Here is a 19319-nt window from a genome sequence, read left to right as displayed (position 1 = left end):
TGCCTTCTCGTGGAGGACGGGACGCGGACCGGACGGCGGCGGCGTCCCCGCGGAAGCCCGCGGGCACGCCGCCGGCAGGGGCGCTGTCGTGCTCAGCGGGCGTTCGGACGGCGCATGAGGTGGAGCATCGGCGGCACCAGGGCGGCCAGTTCGAACGGCCACCGCATCCGGTTCAGCCATCGCTCACCGAGCGGCCGGGCCATCTGGTGCACGTCCAGGCTGATCTCCTGACGCACCCGTTCCCCGGCCAGGACGCGTAGCGCCATGTAGGAGCTGAGCACCCCGAAGGCGGTCGCTGTGTAGGCGACCTGCGGGAAGCTGTAGTCCGGCCTCGTGTGGTTCGCCCGGATCTCCGCCAGCATCTCGACGGGCACGCGGCGCAGCGGCACCGCACGGCGCAGGAGTTCCCAGGTGTCCACGCTCTCGATGTCGTCCGGGAGGATGGCGCCGTCGAAGGGTTCCCGGATGCGCCGGTAGTCGTAGCAGCGCGCGTACTGGGTTCCGGCCATGTCCCAGCCGGTGATGAGCGGCAGCCTCCGCTGGACCGCCACCCGGTGCAGGAGGTGTTTCGCCCGCCATCCGTCGATGGTGGTGACGTCCACCCCGTCGATGATGATCTGGCTGGGCGCCGTGAGCCTCTGCACCGTCGACGCGGTCACCCCCTCGGTGAACACCGTCACCCTGGCGTGGGGGTTGATCGACATGATGCGTTCCGCCGCACCGGCGGCCTTGTTCTGGTCGATGTCGGCCGCGACCGCGCTCTGCCGGTTGAGGTTGTTCAGTTCGAACGTCCCGGGGTCCGCCAGGAGGAAGCGCTGTACGCCGAGGCGCGTCAGCGGCTCCACGGCCGCCCCGCCGATCGACCCGCAACCCGCCACGAGGATCGTGGCGTTGCGCAGCGCGGACTGCGCGCCGGCCGGGACGACGCCGGCGTTCCGGGTGATCAGCTCCTCGTAGAACTCCCTGTGCGGCCCCGACTCCCCGGTGGTTGTGGGCGGGAGGCCCGTGCTGTCCGCGCTCATCCGGCACCTCCACGCTGGCGGGGGATCGTCGAGCCGCCGTCCGCCTGCCTTCGTCCGGCGAGCCGGGCGACCATCGCGTGGTACGAGGTCAGGTCGCTGCTGCCGTCGAGGTAGGAACGGACCACGTCCCGGTACCAGGGGAGGTCCTCGGGCACCGGTGCGACGAACGGCTTGGCGAGGACGTCCTGGTGGTAGATCGGTGCCAGCGGATCCGACGTGGGCAGGCTCGGCGAGGTGTCCTCGACGACCCGCAGGTCGAAGCCGGCCAGGCGCAGATGCCGCAGGGCCACGTGTTCCTTGGCGTCGCCCAGCACGAGGCGGATCGCGTCACCGAGCTGGATCATCGCCTCGCCCATGCCGAGCATGAGGTGCCACGGCACCCGGTCGTGCTGGACGCCTCGCGGCATCGTCTGGTCCCGCAGGAAGCGTTTGAGTTCGAAGACCTGGTGGGTTCCCAGGCCTGGGCGTGCGTACTGTCCCAGGAGGTCGATGCCGTGGGCCGCCTCGGTCGGGAACAGCGCGCGCCGTGGCGAGTCGAGGGGCAGGCTCACCGTGTCCGCCGAGCAGCTGAGCCCGACGTAGCCCCGGATCCTCCCGGTGCGCGAGCAGAGCGTCACGGTGTGGACGCTCTCCATCTGCCCTGAGCGGGGCAGCGGCTCGTGGAAGGCCGCCGTGCGGTAGACGAGGTCGGCCGAGATCCAGCTGAGCCGCAGGTACTGGGCCAGCCGGAACCCGAGGATGCCCCTGAGGTAGCGGGCCGGGAACTGGCTGTCGCGTGCGGTGAGGGTGACCAGACCGCTGTGCGCGTCCTCCGCGTGGTAGAGCGGTGGCCCGTCGATCTCGGAGGGGAGCTGCCGGTAGGTCAGCCTCTCGTGCAGTTCGAGGATGTCGGCGACGTAGCGCAGGGCGCGGGAGCCCGCGGGGTCGGCCGAGACGGGGATGGTGGTGCGGGCGTGCCCGTCACCGCCCGCGAGCGGGGAGGTGGTGCTCATTCGTCGTCCTCCGTGTAGAGGCTCTCGGTGATCGTGAGCGCCAGCACCTCGGGGGTCCCCTCGTAGACGCGGGTTCCGTAGGCGTCGCGGAGCATCTTCTCCACCCCGTGGGACCGCAGGTAGCCGCGCGCGCCGACCAGGGAGAGAGCGGTGTCGGCCACGTCGATCGCGGCCCGGTCGGCGAACAGCTTGGCGATCGCCGGCTCGTAGGCGGGTGGTGGCAGCTGGGTGTCCACGGTGTTCGCCGCGTGCAGGTACAGCAGGCGGGACGCCTCCACCTTGGCGCTCATGTCGGCGAGCTTCGCCGCGGTGAACTGGTGCCGGTGCAGCGGCTGACCGCCCTGTACGCGTTCACCGGCCCAGGTCACGGCCGCTTCCAGGGCCCCGCGGGCCACACCGGTGGAGATGCCGGCGACCGCGGCCCGGGCCATGTTGCTCTGGGCCATGTTGATGGGCATGCCCTCGCCCTCGCCGCCGATCATGTTCTCGGCGGGCACCCGGACCTCGTCGAACTCCAGCTCGCTCCCCAGGCAGGCCCGGTAGCCCATCTTGTCGGCGACGGGACCGCGGACCACTCCGGGGAGGCCCAGGGGCACGATGAAGGAGGTGAGGCCGGTGGCGCCGGGGCTTCCCTCCATGTTCGCGAAGACGGAGGCGAAGGACGCGAAGCGGGCGTTGGTGATGAACCGCTTCCTGCCGGTCAGGACGTACTGGTCACCCTCCCTGCGCGCGGTCATGACGTTGCGTGCGTGATGCGCGTTGGCCGGGATGATCAGGTCGCACCCGGCGTCCTCCTCCGTCACCGCGTTGCAGGCGAGGACCGGGTCGTCGCCCGAGAACTGGGGAAGGTACCGCGCCTGGAGCCGGGGATCGCCGGAGAGCAGGAGCGGAGCCTGGCCGAGCATCGTGGCCCCGAAGACGAGCGCGGTTCCGGGACACACCGCGGCCACCTCCTCCAGTGCGGTGGCGACCCCCAGCATCCCGAGGCCGAGGCCGCCGTAGTCGGTGGGGACCGCGGCCCGGGTCAGGCCGATCCGGTGGCCCCGGCGCACCACGTCCCAGTCGAATTCCTCCGCCGGCGCCTGGTCGAGCCGGCGGACCAGAGGCCTGACGGTCTCCTGCGCGAACTGTCGCGCGGCCTCCTTGAGCCGCTGCACGTCCGGGGGCAGCGTGTCGAAGTTCAGTTCCGGGACGAGATCTGCCGGTACGTCGGTGGTCATGTCTTTCGTGGCTCCTTGGGCACAGGTGTCGTCGGGCAGGTGCGCGGGATGTCAGGCACCGACGCCGGACTCGGCGGCGATCGTCGGGTAGCTGTCGAAGGCGGGCTGGAGCATCGGCACCAGTTCCAGCACCTTGGCGATGCGGCCGCGGATCCGGAGCTTGCCGGTGGCGATCGCGGCGGGCACCAGAAGGCGTCCCATCCACAGCGCGTGCGCGGTGTCGCAGGACATCTTGAGAGTGATCGCGGCCTTGGACGGCGCCTCGTCGCCGAGGACGACGCCCTCGGACGAGACGAAGATCCGGCAGTCCGGTTTGGTGTGCACCAGCTGCACCGACAGCCCTTCGTCGCGTGCCTTCGTCACGAACTGCTCGTCCTCCAGCAGCACACCGAAAAGCCGGCCGAACACATCGGAGGCCATTTCACTGGACGGAAATACGGTCATGCTTCCCCTTCACGATTTCAGCGGCCCGACGCCCCGCCCGCGAAGAACGAAGGCTTCACTTCCGGGTGTCACCGCACGATGGGAATCATCCGGAGCGGACTTTCCCGTCCGCCCGGCGATATGTACGCCCCGTCTTCGAGCGTCGATGTCCGCACGCTATGCCACCTGCGGGACGGCTTCACCCGCATCGAAAGGTCGCCGAAAAAAGCCTGAAAGAAATGAGTAAGCAGTCACGGAAGAACGCCCTGACCTGCACCGATACCCTCATCACCCTCTTCGTTTCACAGCTGGCCACATCAGGGCCCGCATCTCCCGCAGGCAAGCGGAAGCACACACCCCGGCCCGCCGGCCGTATACGAAACGCACTGACGGCGCGTAATTTCCTTCCCCATGAATGCGACTCGACGAATAAACGAAGGCCACGGGTTCACCTCGAAGGAGTGACGGAGGAATTCACCTCTTGCATATCGCGGTTCCGTATTGCGTCATGGAGAAGTCGCCGCTGCGAGAAGCCGGCGCGACGCATGGTGAGCACGTGACATCGGAAGGAGGTGACGAAGTAATGCGCAGGATCGAGATGAAGCACCGGACCGCCGTCCGCACCGACCGCCCCAAGGCCGGTGAGGGTTCCTCATGGAACTGGACGTGGGCCTACCGCCAGGCCTGACCCGGCAGCGTGGGGCCGGGCTCCCCTCCCCGGCCCCACGCGTACGTCCGGCCCCCCGTCCCTCCCTGCCCCACGTCGAGGAGTCACCTTGCGCCTACGCCGCTCCCGGTGCCTGACCTGCTACTGGCACGACGGCGCCTTCGTCGTCCATCCCCACCCCCACGGCACGCCCACCGCACTGCATCCGGCCGCCGCGGAGATCCTGGCCGCCTTCGAGGACTGGAGCACTCCCGGTGAGGTGGCCGGCCTCCTCGGCCACCTCACCCCGGACACCGTCGAGGAGGCCGTCACGGCTCTGGCCGGAAGCGGAGCCCTGCTGACCAGCGGCAGCGAGGCCGCACACCGCGACGAGCGGATCGCCACGCAGTGGGGGGCGTGGATGCCCGAGGCGTCGTTCTTCCACTACGCGACCCAGGACGTGTACGACACCCCCTCCGGCGAGGGCGAACCCTCCGCCGGGGGCGAACCGTCCGGCGCCGGCAAGTCCGTGGGGGCGGGAGGCGAGCGGGCCCCGCTGCCGCCGCTGTTCACGGGGTACCCGGAGGCTCCCCGGATCCTCCTGCCCCGCAGGCCGGCGGAGCTCGGGGCACCCTTCGAACGCGTCCTGTACGACCGCCGCACCCACCGCGACTTCACCGGCGCGCCGGTGCCGCTGGACACGCTGGCCGCCCTGCTGGCGGTGGCCTTCGGTCCGGTCGACTTCATCGACTGCGGGCGGGGCGCCCTCTACCGGCGTACGAGTCCTCAGGGTGGGTCCCGCCAGGAGATCGACGCCTACGTCGGCGTCCTGGGCGTCAGTGGCCTCTCCCCGGGCTGGTACCACTACAACGGCTTGCAGCACGCCCTGGAACTGCTCTCCGAGGGCCTCACGCCCGCGGAGTCCGCCCGTCTCTGCGCCGGTCAGTCGTGGGCCGCCCGGCCGGCCTTCCTCGTCGTACTCGCCGCGCGGCTGGAGCGGATGAGCGTCAAATACCCGACGCCGCGCGCCTACCGTGTCTGCCTGCTCGACGCGGGGCACCTGGGCCAGACGTTCGCCCTCACCGCCACGGCACTCGGGCTCGGCCCTGCCCAGACCGGCGCCTTCAGGGACGCCGCGGTCGCCGACCGCTGCGGCCTGGACAACACCGGCCACACCCCTCTGTACGTCCTGGCCGCCGGGCACCCCGCTCCGGTGCCGCAGGACGCTCCCCCGCCGGCCGGCATCGCCGCCTTCGGCTCCACCGCGCTGCTCGCCCCGTGAGCCCGCGGGCTCACGGGGCGAGGACTCCGCGCGATGCCGCGCCCGCCCGGTGACTCAGCCGCGCTCCAGGAAGGGCTCCAGGAGCCCCGGGACGGCCTCGGAGGCGAAGGCGAGGCCTTCGGAGGCGTCCGCGTCGTGCGCCGTGTAGGCACCGCCTCCGGCGGCCGTCGTGGCGGTGACGCTCAGCAGCCCGGCCCGCCGCTGGAAGAAGGACTGCTTCACCGTCCAGCCGATCACGCCCGCACGCCGCAGGGCCGCCGTCGAGCGCCGGACGGTACCGGAGCGCGTCACCAGGTAGCCGCCGCTGAGCGTGTGCCCCAGCGACCGGTACGCGTCGAGGGCCAGGAGCACTCCGACGGGCACGGAGACCACGGCGCAGCCGAGCGCGGTCCACAGCAGCACGGGCGTCAGCAGGACCCCCAGGAGGACCTGGACCAGCACGGGCACCAGGGTCACGGCCAGGGCGCGGCGCAGCCGCCGGCCCCGGGCGGCGCGGGGATGCGCGGTCAGGAGCGCGCCGGTCGGGGCTGCCGTCTCCCGCAGCACCACGGCGGCGATCGTGCCGGCCAGCGCGCGGGGAACGGCCGGCAACAGGGTGTTGTGGTCGGCGGCCCGTTCCTCGCCCTTGGCCAGGCCGGTCGCGATCGCGTCGACCCGTGCGGCGCCCGCGAGCCGCACGCCCAGGGGTTCCACGAGGTCGACCCCGCGCAGCCGCCGTTCCTCGACGGACAGGGAGCGCGAGGTGAACAGTCCGCGCCGCACCCGCAGGGTGCCGCCCGGTTCGCGCTCCAGGCGGTAGTTCCACCACATCTCGATCCAGAGCCCGAGGGCTCCGGCCACACCGGCGGCCAGGGCCGCCACGGCCAGCACCGCGATCGTCCAGACCAGCGGGGTGTCCCGGAAGCGGCCGGCGATCCAGTGGATCACCTCGGCCTGCGCCCCGACCCAGTCACTGACCTGCATCACACCGCCTGCGGCGGCGCCGGCGAGCACGGGCGTGGCGAAGGAGACCGGCGCGTAGCGGATCCACCGGGTGTCGAGCGTGGCCAGCACGCCCTCGCCGTGCGTCCCGGAGACCTCCGCGACGGCGCGGTCGAGAAGGTCACGCCGCAGCCGCTCGCCCTCCGCGCGGGAGACGGGGTCGAGTTCCAGTGTGGAGTCGCCGCCCGTGTGCTCACCGGTGCCGATACGGACCGAGACCAGCCCCAGCATCCGCAGCAGGGGGTGGGCGGTGAGGTCGACACTGCGGATCCGCTCGCGGGCCAGCGAGCGGCGCTTCACCAGAAGGAGCCCGGTGTGCAGATCCACGCGCTCGGCGCCGACGCGGTAGCGGGTGCGCCGCCACCGCACGTGGTCGCCGGCGGCCGCACCGCCGATCAGCAGGACCGCTCCGGCCAGCGCCCATCCGACGGCTGCCGCGTACCCGAAGCGGCCGGCCAGAGCGACCGTGACCGGAACCGCGGCACCCGCGGCGACCCCCGCCGTGACCAGCGCGGTGACCAGGACCGTGCGGGGGTGGAGGCGCCGCCAGCCGGCGCCGCTGTCGGCTGCCGTGCTCACGTGGCGTCCCCGGGTGTGTCCTGGGTGATCCGGGTCAGCCGCTCGGCGAGCTCGGCGGCCGCCTCATGGGTGAGCCCCTCGATCTCCAGAGCGCCCTTGGCCGACGCGGTGGTGACGGTGACCGTGGCAAGCCCGAAGAGCTGTTCCAGGGGGCCCCGCACGGTGTCCACGGTCTGGATGCGGGACATCGGCGCGATCCGCCATTCCCGCAGGAAGGCCCCGGTGCTCACGTACACCGCGTCGTCGGTGACCTCCCAGCGGTGCGTGCGGAACCACCAGAGGGGGAGGAGGACGGCGCACAGGAGGCCCGCGCCCGCGAGAACCGCGGCGGGCACCAGCAGCCAGGGCCTCGCCGGAGCGATGAGCGCCCCCAGGAGGCCCAGCACCGCCACCGGCGCCGCCGTCAGCAGCAGCCACCGGGCACGCCACCAGCCGACGGCCCGTGGGGCCGGCGGGTTGCGCGGCGGCCTGAGCCGTATGGTCCCCTCCCCCTCCGCCATGGCTCAGCGGCCCCGCAGCGAGCGGTACGCCGAGACCAGCGCCGCGGTGGAGCTGTCCAGCTGGTCCCCGCCGGTGCCCTCGGTCAGGACGGGCTCGATCTTCTTGGCGAGGACCTTGCCCAGCTCGACGCCCCACTGGTCGAAGGAGTCGATGTTCCAGACGGCGCCCTGGACGAAGACCTTGTGCTCGTACAGCGCGATGAGCTGGCCGAGTACCGAGGGGGTGAGCCGCTCGGCGAGGATCGTCGTCGTCGGGTGGTTGCCGAGGAACGTCTTGTGCGGCACGAGCTCCTCCGCGACGCCTTCCGCGCGGACCTCGTCGGGCGTCTTGCCGAAGGCGAGGGCCTGGGTCTGCGCGAAGAAGTTGGCCATCAGCAGGTCGTGCTGGGCGATCAGCCCGGGCAGCAGGTCCTGGACCGGCGCGGCGAAGCCGATGAAGTCGGCCGGGATGACCTTCGTGCCCTGGTGGATGAGCTGGTAGTAGGCGTGCTGCCCGTTGGTGCCCGGCGTTCCCCAGACGACCGGGCCCGTCTCCCACTCGACCGGGTTGCCGTCCCGGTCCACGGACTTGCCGTTGGACTCCATGTCCAGCTGCTGCAAGTACGCGGTGAACTTGGAGAGATAGTGGCTGTAGGGCAGGACCGCGTGTGACTGCGCGCCGAAGAACTGGCCGTACCAGACCCCCAGCAGGCCCAGCAGCAGAGGGGCGTTCTCCTCGGCCGGGGCGGTGCGGAAGTGCTCGTCGACGAGGTGGAAGCCGTCGAGCATCTCGCGGAAGCGCCCGGGTCCGATGGCGATCATCAGCGAGAGGCCGATCGCCGAGTCGAAGGAGTAGCGGCCGCCGACCCAGTCCCAGAACTCGAACATGTTGGCCGTGTCGATGCCGAAGTCCGTGACCTTGTCGGCGTTGGTCGAGAGCGCCACGAAGTGCTTGGCGACGGCCTCCTGACCGGCCCTCAGCCCGGTGAGGAGCCAGTCGCGGGCGGACGTGGCGTTGGTGATGGTCTCGATGGTCGTGAAGGTCTTGGACGCGACGATGAACAGCGTCTCGGCCGGGTCCAGGTCACGGACGGCCTCGTGGAGGTCCGCGCCGTCGACGTTGGACACGAAGCGGACGGTGAGCGAGCGGTCCGTGAAGGAGCGCAGCACCTCGTAGGCCATGGCCGGCCCGAGGTCGGAACCGCCGATTCCGATGTTCACGATGTTCTTGACCGGCTTGCCGGTGTGCCCGGTCCACTCGCCGGCCCTGACCCGGTCGGCGAAGGACGCCATCCTGTCCAGGACGGCGTGCACGGCGGGCACCACGTTCTCGCCGTCGACCTCGATCACGGCGTCGCGCGGGGCGCGCAGCGCGGTGTGCAGGACGGCACGGTCCTCGGTGGTGTTGATCTTCTCGCCGCGGAACATGGCGTCCCGCAGCCCGGCCACTCCGGTGGCGTCCGCGAGGTCACGCAGCAGACGCAGCGTCTCGTCGGTGACCAGGTGCTTGGAGTAGTCGATGTGGAGGTCGCCGACCCGGAGGGTGTACGCCGTCCCACGGTCCGGCGCGTCGGCGAACAGCCGGCGCAGTTGGGTGTCGCCGAACTCCTCACGGTGCTTGCCGAGCGCCGCCCACTCGGGCGTCTGGTTCAGCTTGGTTCGGCTCTGTGCGTTCATCCCGGAAATCGCCCACTTCTTCTCGTACTGCAACCTTCCCCGCTGCCCCTCCAACCTAATTGATCTGAAGGGTGCGCCGGGGCAACGGCGGGCTACGAGGGGGCATACGGATTCCGGCCGGGCACCCAGGGGGTGACCGGCCGGTGAACAACGTCTAGATCTCGCCGCGGAGTTTGGCGAGGGCTTCGGCGAGGATCGCTTCGCCGTCCGCGTCGCTGCGCCGCTCGCGTACGTACGCCAGATGCGTCTTGTACGGCTCGGTGCGGGGCGGAGCCGGGGGGCTGTCCCGGTCCTGACCGGCCGGGAAGCCGCAGCGCGGGCAGTCCCACGTCTCCGGTACCTGCGCGTCATGGGCGAAGCTCGGCTGCGTCTCGTGCCCGTTCGAGCACCAGAAGGAGATGCGGAGGCGCGGCGCGGACTCGCCCCGCTCGGCCTCGCCCATCGGCCCCGCTCCGACCCGGCTTCCCCGGATCGCGTTGCCACTTGCCACGGTCGTAACTCCCTGCGTGATGGTGCTCGAAGATGCGCCAGTCTACGTAAGGCCCAACGCGCGTCCGGTGAAAGGAGTTACACCATCACCGGGATTCGCGGACGACGGGTCAGCTGTCCAGCTTGATGAGCAGAGCGAGGACGACGATGCATGCGAACCAGCCCAGGCCGACCACGACGGTGATGCGGTCGAGGTTCCGTTCGGCGACCGACGAGCCGCCCACGGAGGACTGCATCCCGCCACCGAACATGTCGGACAGGCCGCCGCCCTTCCCCTTGTGCATCAGCACCAGCAGCATCAGCAGCAGGCTGAAGACGATCAGGGCGATCTCGAACGCCAAAACCACGGCTGGTCCCTACTTTCCGGAATTCCTAGGACTGCATGTACGAACAGCGGGGGCCCGGGGGTACACCCCCCTGGCCCCCGCAAGGGTACGACGGATCCGCGCCACCGCATACTCACCGGCCGCGGAAGCGGACGATCCTACTGGTCGCGGAAGCGGACGATCTTGACGAACTCGTCGGCGTCGAGCGCGGCACCGCCGATGAGGGCACCGTCCACATCGGGCTGCGCCATGATGGCGGCGACGTTGCCGGACTTCACCGAACCGCCGTACTGGATGCGGACGGCGTCGGCCAGCTCCTGCGAGTACAGCTCGGCGAGCCGGCGGCGGATCGCGCCGCAGACCTCCTGCGCGTCCTCGGGGGTCGCGACCTCGCCGGTACCGATGGCCCAGACCGGCTCGTAGGCGATCACGATGGACTCGGCCTGCTCGGCCGGGATGTCCTTCAGCGCGCCGTCGAGCTGCGCCAGCGTGTAGGAGACCTGGTCACCGGCCTTGCGGATGTCCAGTCCCTCGCCGACGCAGAGGATCGGGGTCAGGCCGTGCTTGTACGCGGCCTTCACCTTGGCGTTGCAGATCTCGTCGTTCTCGCCGTGGTACTGGCGGCGCTCGCTGTGACCGACGGCGACGAAGGCGCACTTCAGCTTGGCGAGCATGGGGCCGGAGATCTCACCGGTGTACGCGCCGGAGTCGTGCGCCGAGATGTCCTGGGCACCGTACTTGATCTTCAGCTTGTCGCCGTCGACCAGCGTCTGCACGGACCGCAGGTCCGTGAAGGGCGGCAGGACGGCGACCTCGACCGCGTCGTAGTCCTTGTCGGCCAGGGCGAAGGCGAGCTTCTGGACGTGCGCGATGGCCTCGAGGTGGTTGAGGTTCATCTTCCAGTTGCCCGCCATGAGCGGGATACGGCCTTGTGCGGGGGCAGTCATTGAGGGTCAGTCCTCCAGTGCGGCGAGTCCGGGAAGCGTCTTGCCCTCGAGGTATTCGAGGCTGGCGCCGCCGCCGGTCGAGATGTGGCCGAATGCGTTCTCGTCGAAGCCCAGGATCCGGACGGCGGCGGCGGAGTCCCCGCCTCCGACGACGCTGAAGGCCTGGGAGTCGACGAGGGCCTGGGCGACCGCCTTGGTGCCCTCGGCGTAGTCGGGGTGCTCGAAGACGCCCATCGGGCCGTTCCAGAACACGGTGGCCGCGTCGGCGAGCTTCGAGGCGTACAGCTTGTTGGTCTCCGGGCCGTTGTCCAGCCCCATCGCGCCGGCGGGCATGGCGTCGGCGGCGACGGTGGCGGGGCTGCCCGGGGTCTTCGCCTTGAGGTCGGGGAACTGCTCCGAGACGACGACGTCGACGGGGAGCACGAACTCCACACCCTTCTCCTCGGCGCGCTTGAGGTACTCGAGCACCGCGGGGATCTGGTCCTCCTGGAGGAGGGAGCTGCCGACCTCGTACCCCTTGGCCTTGAGGAAGGTGTACGCCATGCCGCCGCCGATCAGGATGCGGTCGGCCTTCTCCAGCAGGTGGTCGATGACCCCGAGCTTGTCGGAGACCTTGGCGCCGCCGAGGACCACGGCGTAGGGGCGCGCGACGTCCTCGGTGAGCTTCTTCAGGACGCCGACCTCGGTGGCGATCAGGCCGCCGGCCGCGTGCGGCAGCCGGGCCGGGAGGTCGAACACGGAGGCGTGCTTGCGGTGGACGGCGCCGAAGCCGTCGCCCACGTACACGTCTGCGAGTTCGGCGAGCCGGTCGGCGAAGGCGCCGCGCTCGGCGTCGTCCTTGGACGTCTCGCCTGCGTTGAAGCGGAGGTTCTCGATGACGGCGACCTGGCCGTCCGTGAGGGCCGCGACCGTGGCGCGGGCGGACTCGCCGACCGTGTCCGTCGCGAAGGCGGCCTCGCTGCCGAGCAGCTCACCCAGGCGGGCGGCGGCCGGAGCCAGCGAGAAGGCCGGGTCCGGGGCTCCCTTGGGGCGGCCGAGGTGCGAGGCGACGATGACCCGCGCACCGGCAGAGGCGAGCCGGGCGACCGTCGGCAGGACGGCGCGGATCCGGCCGTCGTCGGTGATCGTGGTGCCGTCCAGCGGCACGTTGAGGTCGGCGCGGACGAATACCCGCTTGCCCGCGACCCCTTCGGCGAGAAGTTCGTCGATCGTCTTCATCTGTTCCCATACTCCTTGGAAGGACTGATGAGCATGCGAGGGGGCTCGAACGGCGCCACGTCGCGCCGTCCGAGCCCCTCACATCACACCTGGATGCCTGCCGATCCTAGGATCAGAGCTGGGCGCCGACGAAGACGGTCAGGTCGACGAGGCGGTTGGAGTAACCCCACTCGTTGTCGTACCAGCCGAGGATCTTCACCGAGTTGCCCTCCTGGACCATGGTCAGGGAGGAGTCGAAGGTGCAGGACGACGGGTCACCCACGATGTCCGAGGACACGATCGGGTCCTCGGTGTAGGTCAGGAAGCCCTTGAGGTCGCCGTCGTCGGACGCCTTCTTGAACGCGGCGTTGACCTCGTCCTTGGTGACCTCGCGCTGCAGCGTCACGACGAGGTCGGTGGCGGAACCGGTCGGGACCGGGACGCGCATCGCGATGCCGTCGAGCTTGCCCTTGAGCTGCGGGAGGACCAGGGCGGTCGCCTTGGCGGCGCCCGTCGTGGTCGGGATGATGTTCTCGGCGGCGGCGCGGGCGCGGCGCAGGTCCGAGTGCGGGAAGTCCAGGATGCGCTGGTCGTTCGTGTACGCGTGGACCGTCGTCATCAGGCCCTTGACGATGCCGAAGTTCTCGTCGAGAACCTTGGCCATCGGCGCCACACAGTTGGTGGTGCAGGAGGCGTTGGAGATGACGTGGTGGTTGGCCGCGTCGTACTTGTCCTGGTTGACGCCCATCACGATGGTGATGTCCTCGTCCTTGGCCGGAGCCGAGATGAGGACCTTCTTGGCGCCACCGGCGATGTGCTTCGCGGCGTCGGCCTTCTTGGTGAAGATGCCGGTCGACTCGATGACGACGTCGACGCCCAGCTCACCCCAGGGGATGTCGGCCGGGTTGCGCTCGGAGAGCACCTTGATGGTGTGACCGTCGACGGTGATGGTGTCGGCGGTGTGGCTGACCTCTGCCTTGAGACGACCCAGGATGGTGTCGTACTTCAGCAGGTGAGCCGTGGTCGCAGTGTCACCCAGGTCGTTGACAGCCACGATCTCGATGTCCGCACCCTGCTCCAGCAGCGCGCGGAAGTAGTTACGACCGATGCGGCCAAAGCCGTTGATGCCTACGCGGATCGTCACGAACCGATCTCCTCGTTAGGAACGCCGGTTTCGATGCCGGCGAGTTTATTAGGGATGTCCCCGACCGCCTCCGACCCTACCTCTCCGAAGGCCCCGGAGTGACATCGAGAGAGGCGGTACGGAGAGGGATCCCCTTACTGCCGAGTAGGAGTGCGGGCTTCCGACCGGAAAGTGCGGCAGGGGCGTCCGCCACGCGCGGCCCGGTCACCGAGTGTGTCCATCCATCGGAGTCGCGCGCCCTGCGAGGGCAGGGCGGACGGCGCCACCCGCCCGGAACAGTCACCGGGAGTCATGGAAACGGATTCGGCTCCACGGATTCGGCAACGGGCTGTCCCGGCGGGCTCCGCCGCGGGGCCCGCGCGGAGTGCACCACCAGAACGGCGCTCAATCGTGCGGCGTCGCACTCAATCGATAAAAGTGCCCGGCCGTCCGCTTATCGCCACGGCACACGGACGGCGGGGCCGGGGAAGCGCGCGGCGCTCATTCGTGCGGGGTGGTACTCGAAATTTCGAGAATGGCTCTCGGTCGAATTCGGGGAATGGCTCCTGCCCCGGCACGGAAAACGCCGGCGAACGCCGCGTCTCGGGGGTCCCGGCGGCCACAGCCGTCCGGAGTCCCCGCGCCGGAGCCCCGGCCCGCGCCGGAGGGCGGGCCGGGGCTCCGGCGGAGCGTTTCCGGGGCGTTCTCGCGGAGCTCTCAGCCCACGAGGCCGTCGGCCAGCTCCTCGCTGAGGGTCGCTTCCGTACCGGGGATACCGAGGTCCTGGGCACGCTTGTCGGCCATGGCCAGCAGACGCCTGATCCGGCCCGCGACCGCGTCCTTGGTCAGCGGCGGGTCGGCCAGCGCCCCCAGCTCCTCCAGGGATGCCTGCTTGTGCTCCATCCGCAGGCGCCCGGCGGCCGCCAGGTGCTCGGGGACCTCCTCGCCCAGGATCTCCAGCGCGCGCCCCACGCGAGCGCCCGCCGCCACCGCGGCACGGGCGGAGCGGCGGAGGTTGGCGTCGTCGAAGTTGGCGAGCCGGTTGGCGGTGGCACGGACCTCGCGCCGCATCCGGCGCTCCTCCCAGGCCAGCACCGACTCGTGCGCGCCGAGGCGGGTCAGCAGGGCTCCGATGGCGTCGCCGTCGCGGACGACGACACGGTCGACCCCACGCACCTCCCGGGCCTTGGCCGCGATCGAGAGCCTGCGTGCGGCACCGACCAGAGCGAGAGCGGCCTCCGGACCGGGGCACGTCACCTCGAGCGAGGAGGAACGGCCCGGCTCGGTGAGCGAGCCGTGCGCCAGGAAGGCACCGCGCCAGGCCGCCTCCGCGTCGCAGGTGGCCCCCGAGACCACCTGCGGGGGCAGCCCGCGGATCGGCCGGCCCCGCCCGTCCACCAGCCCGGTCTGGCGCGCGAGCTGGTCGCCGCCCGCCACCACCCGCACGACGTAGCGGGAGCCACGGCGCAGTCCGCCGGGGGCCATCACGATCAGCTCGGAGCTGTGGCCGAAGATCTCGAGGATGTCCCGCTTGAGCCGGCGGGCGGCCATCGCCGTGTCCAGCTCGGCCTCGATCACGATCCGGCCGCTCACCAGGTGCAGCCCGCCCGCGAACCGAAGAATCGCCGAGACCTCTGCCTTTCTGCAGCAGGTCCGGGTCACGGGAAGCCGAGAGACTTCGTCCTTCACCGCTGGCGTCATCGCCATGGGCCGATCCTTCCATGCATCCGAAAAATACGGTCGTACGCGGCGGCCAACAGCTCCGGATCATGAATCGGAACGCCGTCGGGTGAGGCCACGGGGGCCAGCTCGACCGCGGCTCCGAGCCGCTGTGCGGCGTCGGCGAGCGACTCACGGTCGGGCACGGCGGCCTCGTCGGCCAGCACCACGTCCATGGCGAGTTTAGGGGCGTGTCGTCCCAAAACCTCCAAATGACGCTGCGGTGAGAAGCCTTCTGTTTCACCGGGCTGCGGTGCGAGGTTCAGCGAGAGGACCTTACGGGCCTTCGTGGTCACGAGTGCGTCGAGCAGTTCGGGCACCAGCAGATGCGGAATCACGGAGGAGAACCACGATCCGGGGCCGAGCACCACCCAGTCGGCGTCGAGCACCGCGGCCACCGCTTCGGGAACCGCCGGCGGGTCGGCCGGGACGACGTGGACGGACTGCACCTCGCCGGGGGTCAGTGCGACCGTGGCCTGCCCCCGGACCGTGACGACGTCCTCGGGGCGACCGGGGTCGTGTCCTCGTACGAGCGCCTGGAGCTCCAGGGGGACCGCGGACATCGGCAGCACCCTGCCGTGCGCCCCGAGCAGCTTGCCGACCAGGTCCAGGGCCTGGACGTGGTCTCCCAGCTGTTCCCAGAGGGCGACGATGAGCAGGTTGCCCACCGCGTGCTCGTGCAGGTCGCCCTTGGACTCGAAGCGGTGCTGGATGACCTGGGCCCACGTCTGGCCCCATTCGTCGTCCCCGCAGAGCGCTGCGAGCGCCTTGCGCAGGTCGCCCGGCGGGAGGACACCGAGCTCCTCACGGAGACGGCCGCTGGAGCCGCCGTCGTCGGCGACGGTGACCACCGCCGTGAGGTCGCCGGTGATCCGGCGCAGCGCCGTCAGCGAGGCGGACAGCCCCATGCCGCCGCCGAGGGCGACGACCTTGGGCTGTGCACCGCGCTTGCGGCCGGAGAGCGCGGCCGTGGCCCTGCTCAGCCGGCGCTGACGCAGATGGCGACTGGTCACTCGCGCCCCATGTCCCGGTGGACGAGGACGGTCTCGATCCCTTCGCCGGCCAGTCGGCCGGCCAGCTTCTCCGACATCGCGACGGAACGGTGCTTGCCGCCCGTGCAGCCGACGGCGATGGTCACGTACCGCTTGCCCTCGCGGCGGTAACCCGCGGCGATCAGCTGGAGCAGCTCCGTGTACTGGTTGAGGAACTCCTTGGCACCCGGCTGGTCGAAGACGTAGTCGGACACCTCCTCGTTGAGCCCGGTGAAGGGGCGGAGTTCCGGGACCCAGTGCGGGTTGGGCAGGAAGCGGCAGTCGACGACGAGGTCGGCGTCGACCGGCAGCCCGTACTTGAAGCCGAAGGACATCACCGTCGCCCGCAGCTCCGGTTCCTCGTCCCCGGCGAACTGGGCGTCCATCTTGGCGCGCAGCTCGTGCACGTTGAGGCTGGAGGTGTCGATGACCAGGTCGGCGTCGCCCCGCAGCTCGCGCAGCAGATCACGCTCGGCCGCGATGCCGTCGACGATGCGGCCGTCACCCTGGAGCGGGTGCGGGCGGCGGACCGATTCGAAACGGCGCACGAGGGCGTCGTCGGAGGACTCCAGGAAGACGATCCGCCGGGTGACGTGCTTGGCCTCCAGATCCGCGAGCGACTCCCGGAGGTTGTCGAAGAAGCGGCGGCCGCGCACATCGACGACGACGGCGATACGGGCGACGTTGCCCTGGGACCGGGCGCCGAGCTCCACCATCGTGGGGATCAGCGCGGGCGGCAGGTTGTCCACGACGAACCAGCCGAGGTCCTCCAGACACTTGGCGGCCGTGCTGCGCCCGGCGCCGGACATGCCGGAGATGATCACCAGCTCGGGGATGGCGGGCGTGGTGGCCTCGGCCTCCTCCGTGGTGCTTCCCGTACTCACGTGTGCTGCTCCGTCTGCTCGGCCGCGCTCGTCGTGGTGTTCCTGGTGTTCGTGCGCGTGTTCGGTCATGTCCTGCTGCCCCCGTCGTCCTCTTCGATGATCTCTCCTGTGGCCGTGTTCACGGCGGGCGCTGCCGGGGCGGCCGCGGCGAACGCGGCGGCGACCGATTCCGCGGTCCTGCGCCCTATGCCCGGCACCTCGCAGATCTCGTCGATTGTCGCCTGCCGGAGCTTCTTCACGGAGCCGAAATGCTTGATCAGCGCCTGCTTCCGGGTCTCGCCGAGCCCCGGGACGTCGTCCAGGGGGCTGCTGCGGATCCGCTTGGCGCGCTTGGCCCGCTGGTAGGTGATGGCGAAGCGGTGGGCCTCGTCCCGGATGCGCTGCAGGAGATAGAGGCCCTCGCTGGAGCGCGGCAGGACCACCGGGTCGTCGTCGTCGGGCAGCCAGACCTCTTCGAGGCGCTTGGCGAGGCCGCAGACGGCGATGTCGTCGATGCCCAGCTCGTCCAGGGCCCGCTTGGCGGCGGCGACCTGCGGCTGCCCTCCGTCGACGACGACGAGCTGCGGCGGGTAGGCGAAGCGCTTGGGACGACCGTCGTCCTCGCGGGGATCCTCCCGGGCGGGATCGGTGGACCGGGCGTCGGGCGCGACCGCACCGGCTGCGGGCTCCCCGGGTGCGAGTGCCCCGGGTGCTAGTGCCCCGGGTGCTGCCTCCACGGCGGCAAGCTCCCCGACGACGGGCTCCTGGGTGGCGGGCTCCCCGGTGGCGGCGGGAGCGGGTGGGGCGGGGGCGGGCACGGGGCCCGTGGGTGCCGGGGTCTCCTCCCACTCCCCCGTCCGCTCCCTCTCCTGCAGATAGCGCTTGAAGCGCCGGCCGATGACCTCGTGCATCGACCGGACGTCGTCCTGGCCCTCGAAGCCCTTGATCTGGAAGCGGCGGTATTCGCTCTTGCGCGCGAGGCCGTCCTCGAAGACCACCATCGACGCGACGACGTCGTCACCCTGCAGGTGCGAGATGTCGAAGCACTCGACGCGCAGCGGAGCGCTGTCGAGACCGAGCGCCTCGGCGATCTCCTCCAGGGCGCGGGAGCGGGTCGTGAGGTCGGAGGCGCGCTTGGTCTTGTGGAGACCCAGCGCCTGCTGGGCGTTGCGCTGGACCGTGACCATCAGGTCCTTCTTGTCGCCCCGCTGCGGGATGCGCAGGCTGACCTGGGACCCCCTGCGGTCCGCGAGCCACTGGGACACGGCGTCGGGGTCCTCGGGGAGCGCCGGCACCAGCACCTCCTTGGGGACGGAGTCACCCGACTCCTCCCCGTACAGCTGCTGGAGCGCGTGTTCGACCAGGCCCGCCGTGTCGACGGCCTCGACCTTGTCGGTGACCCAGCCGCGCTGGCCCCGCACCCGTCCGCCGCGGACGTGGAAGATCTGGACCGCCGCTTCGAGCTCGTCCTCGGCCACGGCGATCAGGTCGGCGTCGGTGGCGTCGGCGAGGACGACGGCGCTCTTCTCCATGGCCCGCTTGAGCGCCTCGGCGTCGTCGCGCAGCCGCGCCGCCCGCTCGTACTCCATCTCCTCGGCCGCCTGCGTCATGTCCTTCTCGAGGCGGCGGATGTACGTCCCGGTACGGCCTGCCATGAAGTCGCAGAAGTCCTCGGCGAGATCCCGGTGCTCCTCGGGAGTGACCCGGCCGACGCAGGGGGCGGAGCACTTGCCGATGTAGCCGAGGAGGCAGGGCCGGCCGCTCCGCTCGGCGTTCTTGAAGACTCCCGCGGAACAGGTCCGCACGGGGAAGACCCGGAGCATCAGGTCGACCGTCTCGCGGATCGCCCAGGCGTGGCCGTACGGACCGAAGTAGCGCACGCCCTTCTTCTTGGCGCCGCGCATGACCTGGACGCGCGGGAAATCCTCGTTGAGTGTGACCGCGAGGTAGGGATAGCTCTTGTCGTCGCGGTACTTGACGTTGAACCGGGGGTCGAACTCCTTGATCCAGGAGTACTCCAGCTGAAGTGCCTCGACCTCGGTGGAGACCACGGTCCATTCCACGGAGGCAGCCGTGGTGACCATCGTGCGGGTGCGCGGGTGCAGGCCGGCCAGGTCCTGGAAGTAGTTGGCCAGGCGCTGGCGGAGATTCTTGGCCTTCCCGACGTAGATCACCCGGCGGTGCTCGTCGCGGAATTTGTAGACCCCCGGGGAGTCGGGGATCTGTCCCGGCTTGGGGCGGTAGCTGGAGGGGTCTGCCATGTCTCACACCCTACTTGCGGACGGTGACAGAGCGGGATCTCCGGGGCTGGGGAGACCTGCGG

At 70.6% G+C, this 19319-nt stretch carries 17 protein-coding genes; 1 reads left to right on the top strand and 16 read right to left on the bottom strand.

What is annotated here, in order from left to right:
• Nucleotides 1–92: 92 nt before the first annotated feature.
• Genes ACIRJR_RS23675 through ACIRJR_RS23660 form a run of 4 tightly spaced genes read right to left on the bottom strand, consistent with a single transcriptional unit; the run spans nucleotide 93 to nucleotide 3678 of the window.
• Entirely contained in the window at nucleotides 93–1022 is a 930-nt protein-coding gene (locus ACIRJR_RS23675) for a ThiF family adenylyltransferase (protein ID WP_403783978.1), read from the bottom strand.
• Nucleotides 1019–2014 (bottom strand): hypothetical protein, encoded by a 996-nt coding sequence (locus ACIRJR_RS23670; RefSeq protein WP_403783976.1) that lies wholly within the window; start codon nucleotides 2012–2014, stop codon nucleotides 1019–1021. Before ACIRJR_RS23670 ends, ACIRJR_RS23675 begins: the two co-directional genes overlap by 4 nt.
• A complete protein-coding gene (locus ACIRJR_RS23665) occupies nucleotides 2011–3234 on the bottom strand; it encodes an acyl-CoA dehydrogenase family protein (RefSeq protein ID WP_403783974.1) in 1224 nt (407 codons plus the stop codon). Before ACIRJR_RS23665 ends, ACIRJR_RS23670 begins: the two co-directional genes overlap by 4 nt.
• 51 nt (nucleotides 3235–3285) lie before the next feature.
• Nucleotides 3286–3678: an SCP2 sterol-binding domain-containing protein gene (locus ACIRJR_RS23660; RefSeq protein ID WP_403783972.1), complete on the bottom strand. Its 393-nt coding sequence runs from the start codon at nucleotides 3676–3678 to the stop codon at nucleotides 3286–3288.
• 755 nt (nucleotides 3679–4433) lie between these two features.
• Here ACIRJR_RS23660 and ACIRJR_RS23655 point away from each other — a divergent pair.
• Nucleotides 4434–5585: a SagB/ThcOx family dehydrogenase gene (locus ACIRJR_RS23655; RefSeq protein ID WP_403783970.1), complete on the top strand. Its 1152-nt coding sequence runs from the start codon at nucleotides 4434–4436 to the stop codon at nucleotides 5583–5585.
• A gap of 54 nt (nucleotides 5586–5639) precedes the next feature.
• On the opposite strand, the gene ACIRJR_RS23650 is transcribed toward ACIRJR_RS23655, so the two are convergent.
• The 12 genes from ACIRJR_RS23650 to uvrC form a co-directional block, all read right to left on the bottom strand.
• The gene (locus ACIRJR_RS23650) at nucleotides 5640–7145 is read right to left on the bottom strand and encodes a PH domain-containing protein (RefSeq protein WP_403783968.1); all 1506 of its coding nucleotides are present in this window, start codon (nucleotides 7143–7145) and stop codon (nucleotides 5640–5642) included.
• The gene (locus tag ACIRJR_RS23645) at nucleotides 7142–7645 is read right to left on the bottom strand and encodes a PH domain-containing protein (protein WP_403783966.1); all 504 of its coding nucleotides are present in this window, start codon (nucleotides 7643–7645) and stop codon (nucleotides 7142–7144) included. Before ACIRJR_RS23645 ends, ACIRJR_RS23650 begins: the two co-directional genes overlap by 4 nt.
• Before the next feature lie 3 nt (nucleotides 7646–7648).
• Complete coding sequence (gene pgi / locus ACIRJR_RS23640) at nucleotides 7649–9301, bottom strand: glucose-6-phosphate isomerase (RefSeq protein ID WP_403783964.1); 1653 nt, start codon at nucleotides 9299–9301, stop codon at nucleotides 7649–7651.
• Nucleotides 9302–9455: 154 nt separating this feature from the next.
• Nucleotides 9456–9791 carry an RNA polymerase-binding protein RbpA gene (locus ACIRJR_RS23635; RefSeq protein WP_078598194.1) on the bottom strand — a complete coding sequence of 112 codons (336 nt, stop codon included), beginning with the start codon at nucleotides 9789–9791 and terminating at the stop codon, nucleotides 9456–9458.
• A gap of 109 nt (nucleotides 9792–9900) precedes the next feature.
• A complete protein-coding gene (gene secG, locus ACIRJR_RS23630; RefSeq protein ID WP_031094498.1) occupies nucleotides 9901–10137 on the bottom strand; it encodes a preprotein translocase subunit SecG in 237 nt (78 codons plus the stop codon).
• 137 nt (nucleotides 10138–10274) lie between these two features.
• Nucleotides 10275–11063 (bottom strand): triose-phosphate isomerase, encoded by a 789-nt coding sequence (gene tpiA / locus ACIRJR_RS23625; protein ID WP_403783962.1) that lies wholly within the window; start codon nucleotides 11061–11063, stop codon nucleotides 10275–10277.
• A 6-nt stretch (nucleotides 11064–11069) separates the two neighbouring features.
• Complete coding sequence (locus ACIRJR_RS23620) at nucleotides 11070–12281, bottom strand: phosphoglycerate kinase (RefSeq protein ID WP_403783960.1); 1212 nt, start codon at nucleotides 12279–12281, stop codon at nucleotides 11070–11072.
• A 112-nt stretch (nucleotides 12282–12393) separates the two neighbouring features.
• Nucleotides 12394–13404 carry a type I glyceraldehyde-3-phosphate dehydrogenase gene (gap, locus tag ACIRJR_RS23615; RefSeq protein ID WP_403783958.1) on the bottom strand — a complete coding sequence of 337 codons (1011 nt, stop codon included), beginning with the start codon at nucleotides 13402–13404 and terminating at the stop codon, nucleotides 12394–12396.
• Nucleotides 13405–14100: 696 nt separating this feature from the next.
• Nucleotides 14101–15090 carry a DNA-binding protein WhiA gene (gene whiA, locus ACIRJR_RS23610; protein WP_329227568.1) on the bottom strand — a complete coding sequence of 330 codons (990 nt, stop codon included), beginning with the start codon at nucleotides 15088–15090 and terminating at the stop codon, nucleotides 14101–14103.
• Nucleotides 15081–16115 carry a uridine diphosphate-N-acetylglucosamine-binding protein YvcK gene (gene yvcK, locus ACIRJR_RS23605; protein WP_403783956.1) on the bottom strand — a complete coding sequence of 345 codons (1035 nt, stop codon included), beginning with the start codon at nucleotides 16113–16115 and terminating at the stop codon, nucleotides 15081–15083. The genes whiA and yvcK overlap by 10 nt, the downstream gene beginning before the upstream one ends.
• Complete coding sequence (gene rapZ / locus ACIRJR_RS23600; protein WP_403783954.1) at nucleotides 16112–17086, bottom strand: RNase adapter RapZ; 975 nt, start codon at nucleotides 17084–17086, stop codon at nucleotides 16112–16114. The genes yvcK and rapZ overlap by 4 nt, the downstream gene beginning before the upstream one ends.
• Nucleotides 17083–19257 carry an excinuclease ABC subunit UvrC gene (gene uvrC, locus ACIRJR_RS23595; protein ID WP_403783952.1) on the bottom strand — a complete coding sequence of 725 codons (2175 nt, stop codon included), beginning with the start codon at nucleotides 19255–19257 and terminating at the stop codon, nucleotides 17083–17085. Before uvrC ends, rapZ begins: the two co-directional genes overlap by 4 nt.
• Nucleotides 19258–19319: the final 62 nt, after the last annotated feature.

This window comes from Streptomyces sp. NPDC102402, assembly GCF_044765765.1.
Lineage (GTDB): Bacteria > Actinomycetota > Actinomycetes > Streptomycetales > Streptomycetaceae > Streptomyces.
The sequence above is the reverse complement of the archived record's forward strand: the minus strand, read 5'-3'. Positions and strand labels throughout refer to the sequence as shown.

Excerpts from the sequence above, each read along its gene's own strand:
- pgi (WP_403783964.1), bottom strand. The coding sequence starts at position 9,301 with ATGAACGCACAGAGCCGAACCAAGCTGAACCAGACGCCCGAGTGGGCG.
- whiA (WP_329227568.1), bottom strand. The coding sequence starts at position 15,090 with ATGGCGATGACGCCAGCGGTGAAGGACGAAGTCTCTCGGCTTCCCGTG.
- ACIRJR_RS23675 (WP_403783978.1), bottom strand. The coding sequence starts at position 1,022 with ATGAGCGCGGACAGCACGGGCCTCCCGCCCACAACCACCGGGGAGTCG.
- ACIRJR_RS23660 (WP_403783972.1), bottom strand. The coding sequence starts at position 3,678 with ATGACCGTATTTCCGTCCAGTGAAATGGCCTCCGATGTGTTCGGCCGG.
- ACIRJR_RS23645 (WP_403783966.1), bottom strand. The coding sequence starts at position 7,645 with ATGGCGGAGGGGGAGGGGACCATACGGCTCAGGCCGCCGCGCAACCCG.
- ACIRJR_RS23620 (WP_403783960.1), bottom strand. The coding sequence starts at position 12,281 with ATGAAGACGATCGACGAACTTCTCGCCGAAGGGGTCGCGGGCAAGCGG.
- ACIRJR_RS23665 (WP_403783974.1), bottom strand. The coding sequence starts at position 3,234 with ATGACCACCGACGTACCGGCAGATCTCGTCCCGGAACTGAACTTCGAC.
- uvrC (WP_403783952.1), bottom strand. The coding sequence starts at position 19,257 with ATGGCAGACCCCTCCAGCTACCGCCCCAAGCCGGGACAGATCCCCGAC.
- ACIRJR_RS23670 (WP_403783976.1), bottom strand. The coding sequence starts at position 2,014 with ATGAGCACCACCTCCCCGCTCGCGGGCGGTGACGGGCACGCCCGCACC.
- rapZ (WP_403783954.1), bottom strand. The coding sequence starts at position 17,086 with ATGACCGAACACGCGCACGAACACCAGGAACACCACGACGAGCGCGGC.
- tpiA (WP_403783962.1), bottom strand. The coding sequence starts at position 11,063 with ATGACTGCCCCCGCACAAGGCCGTATCCCGCTCATGGCGGGCAACTGG.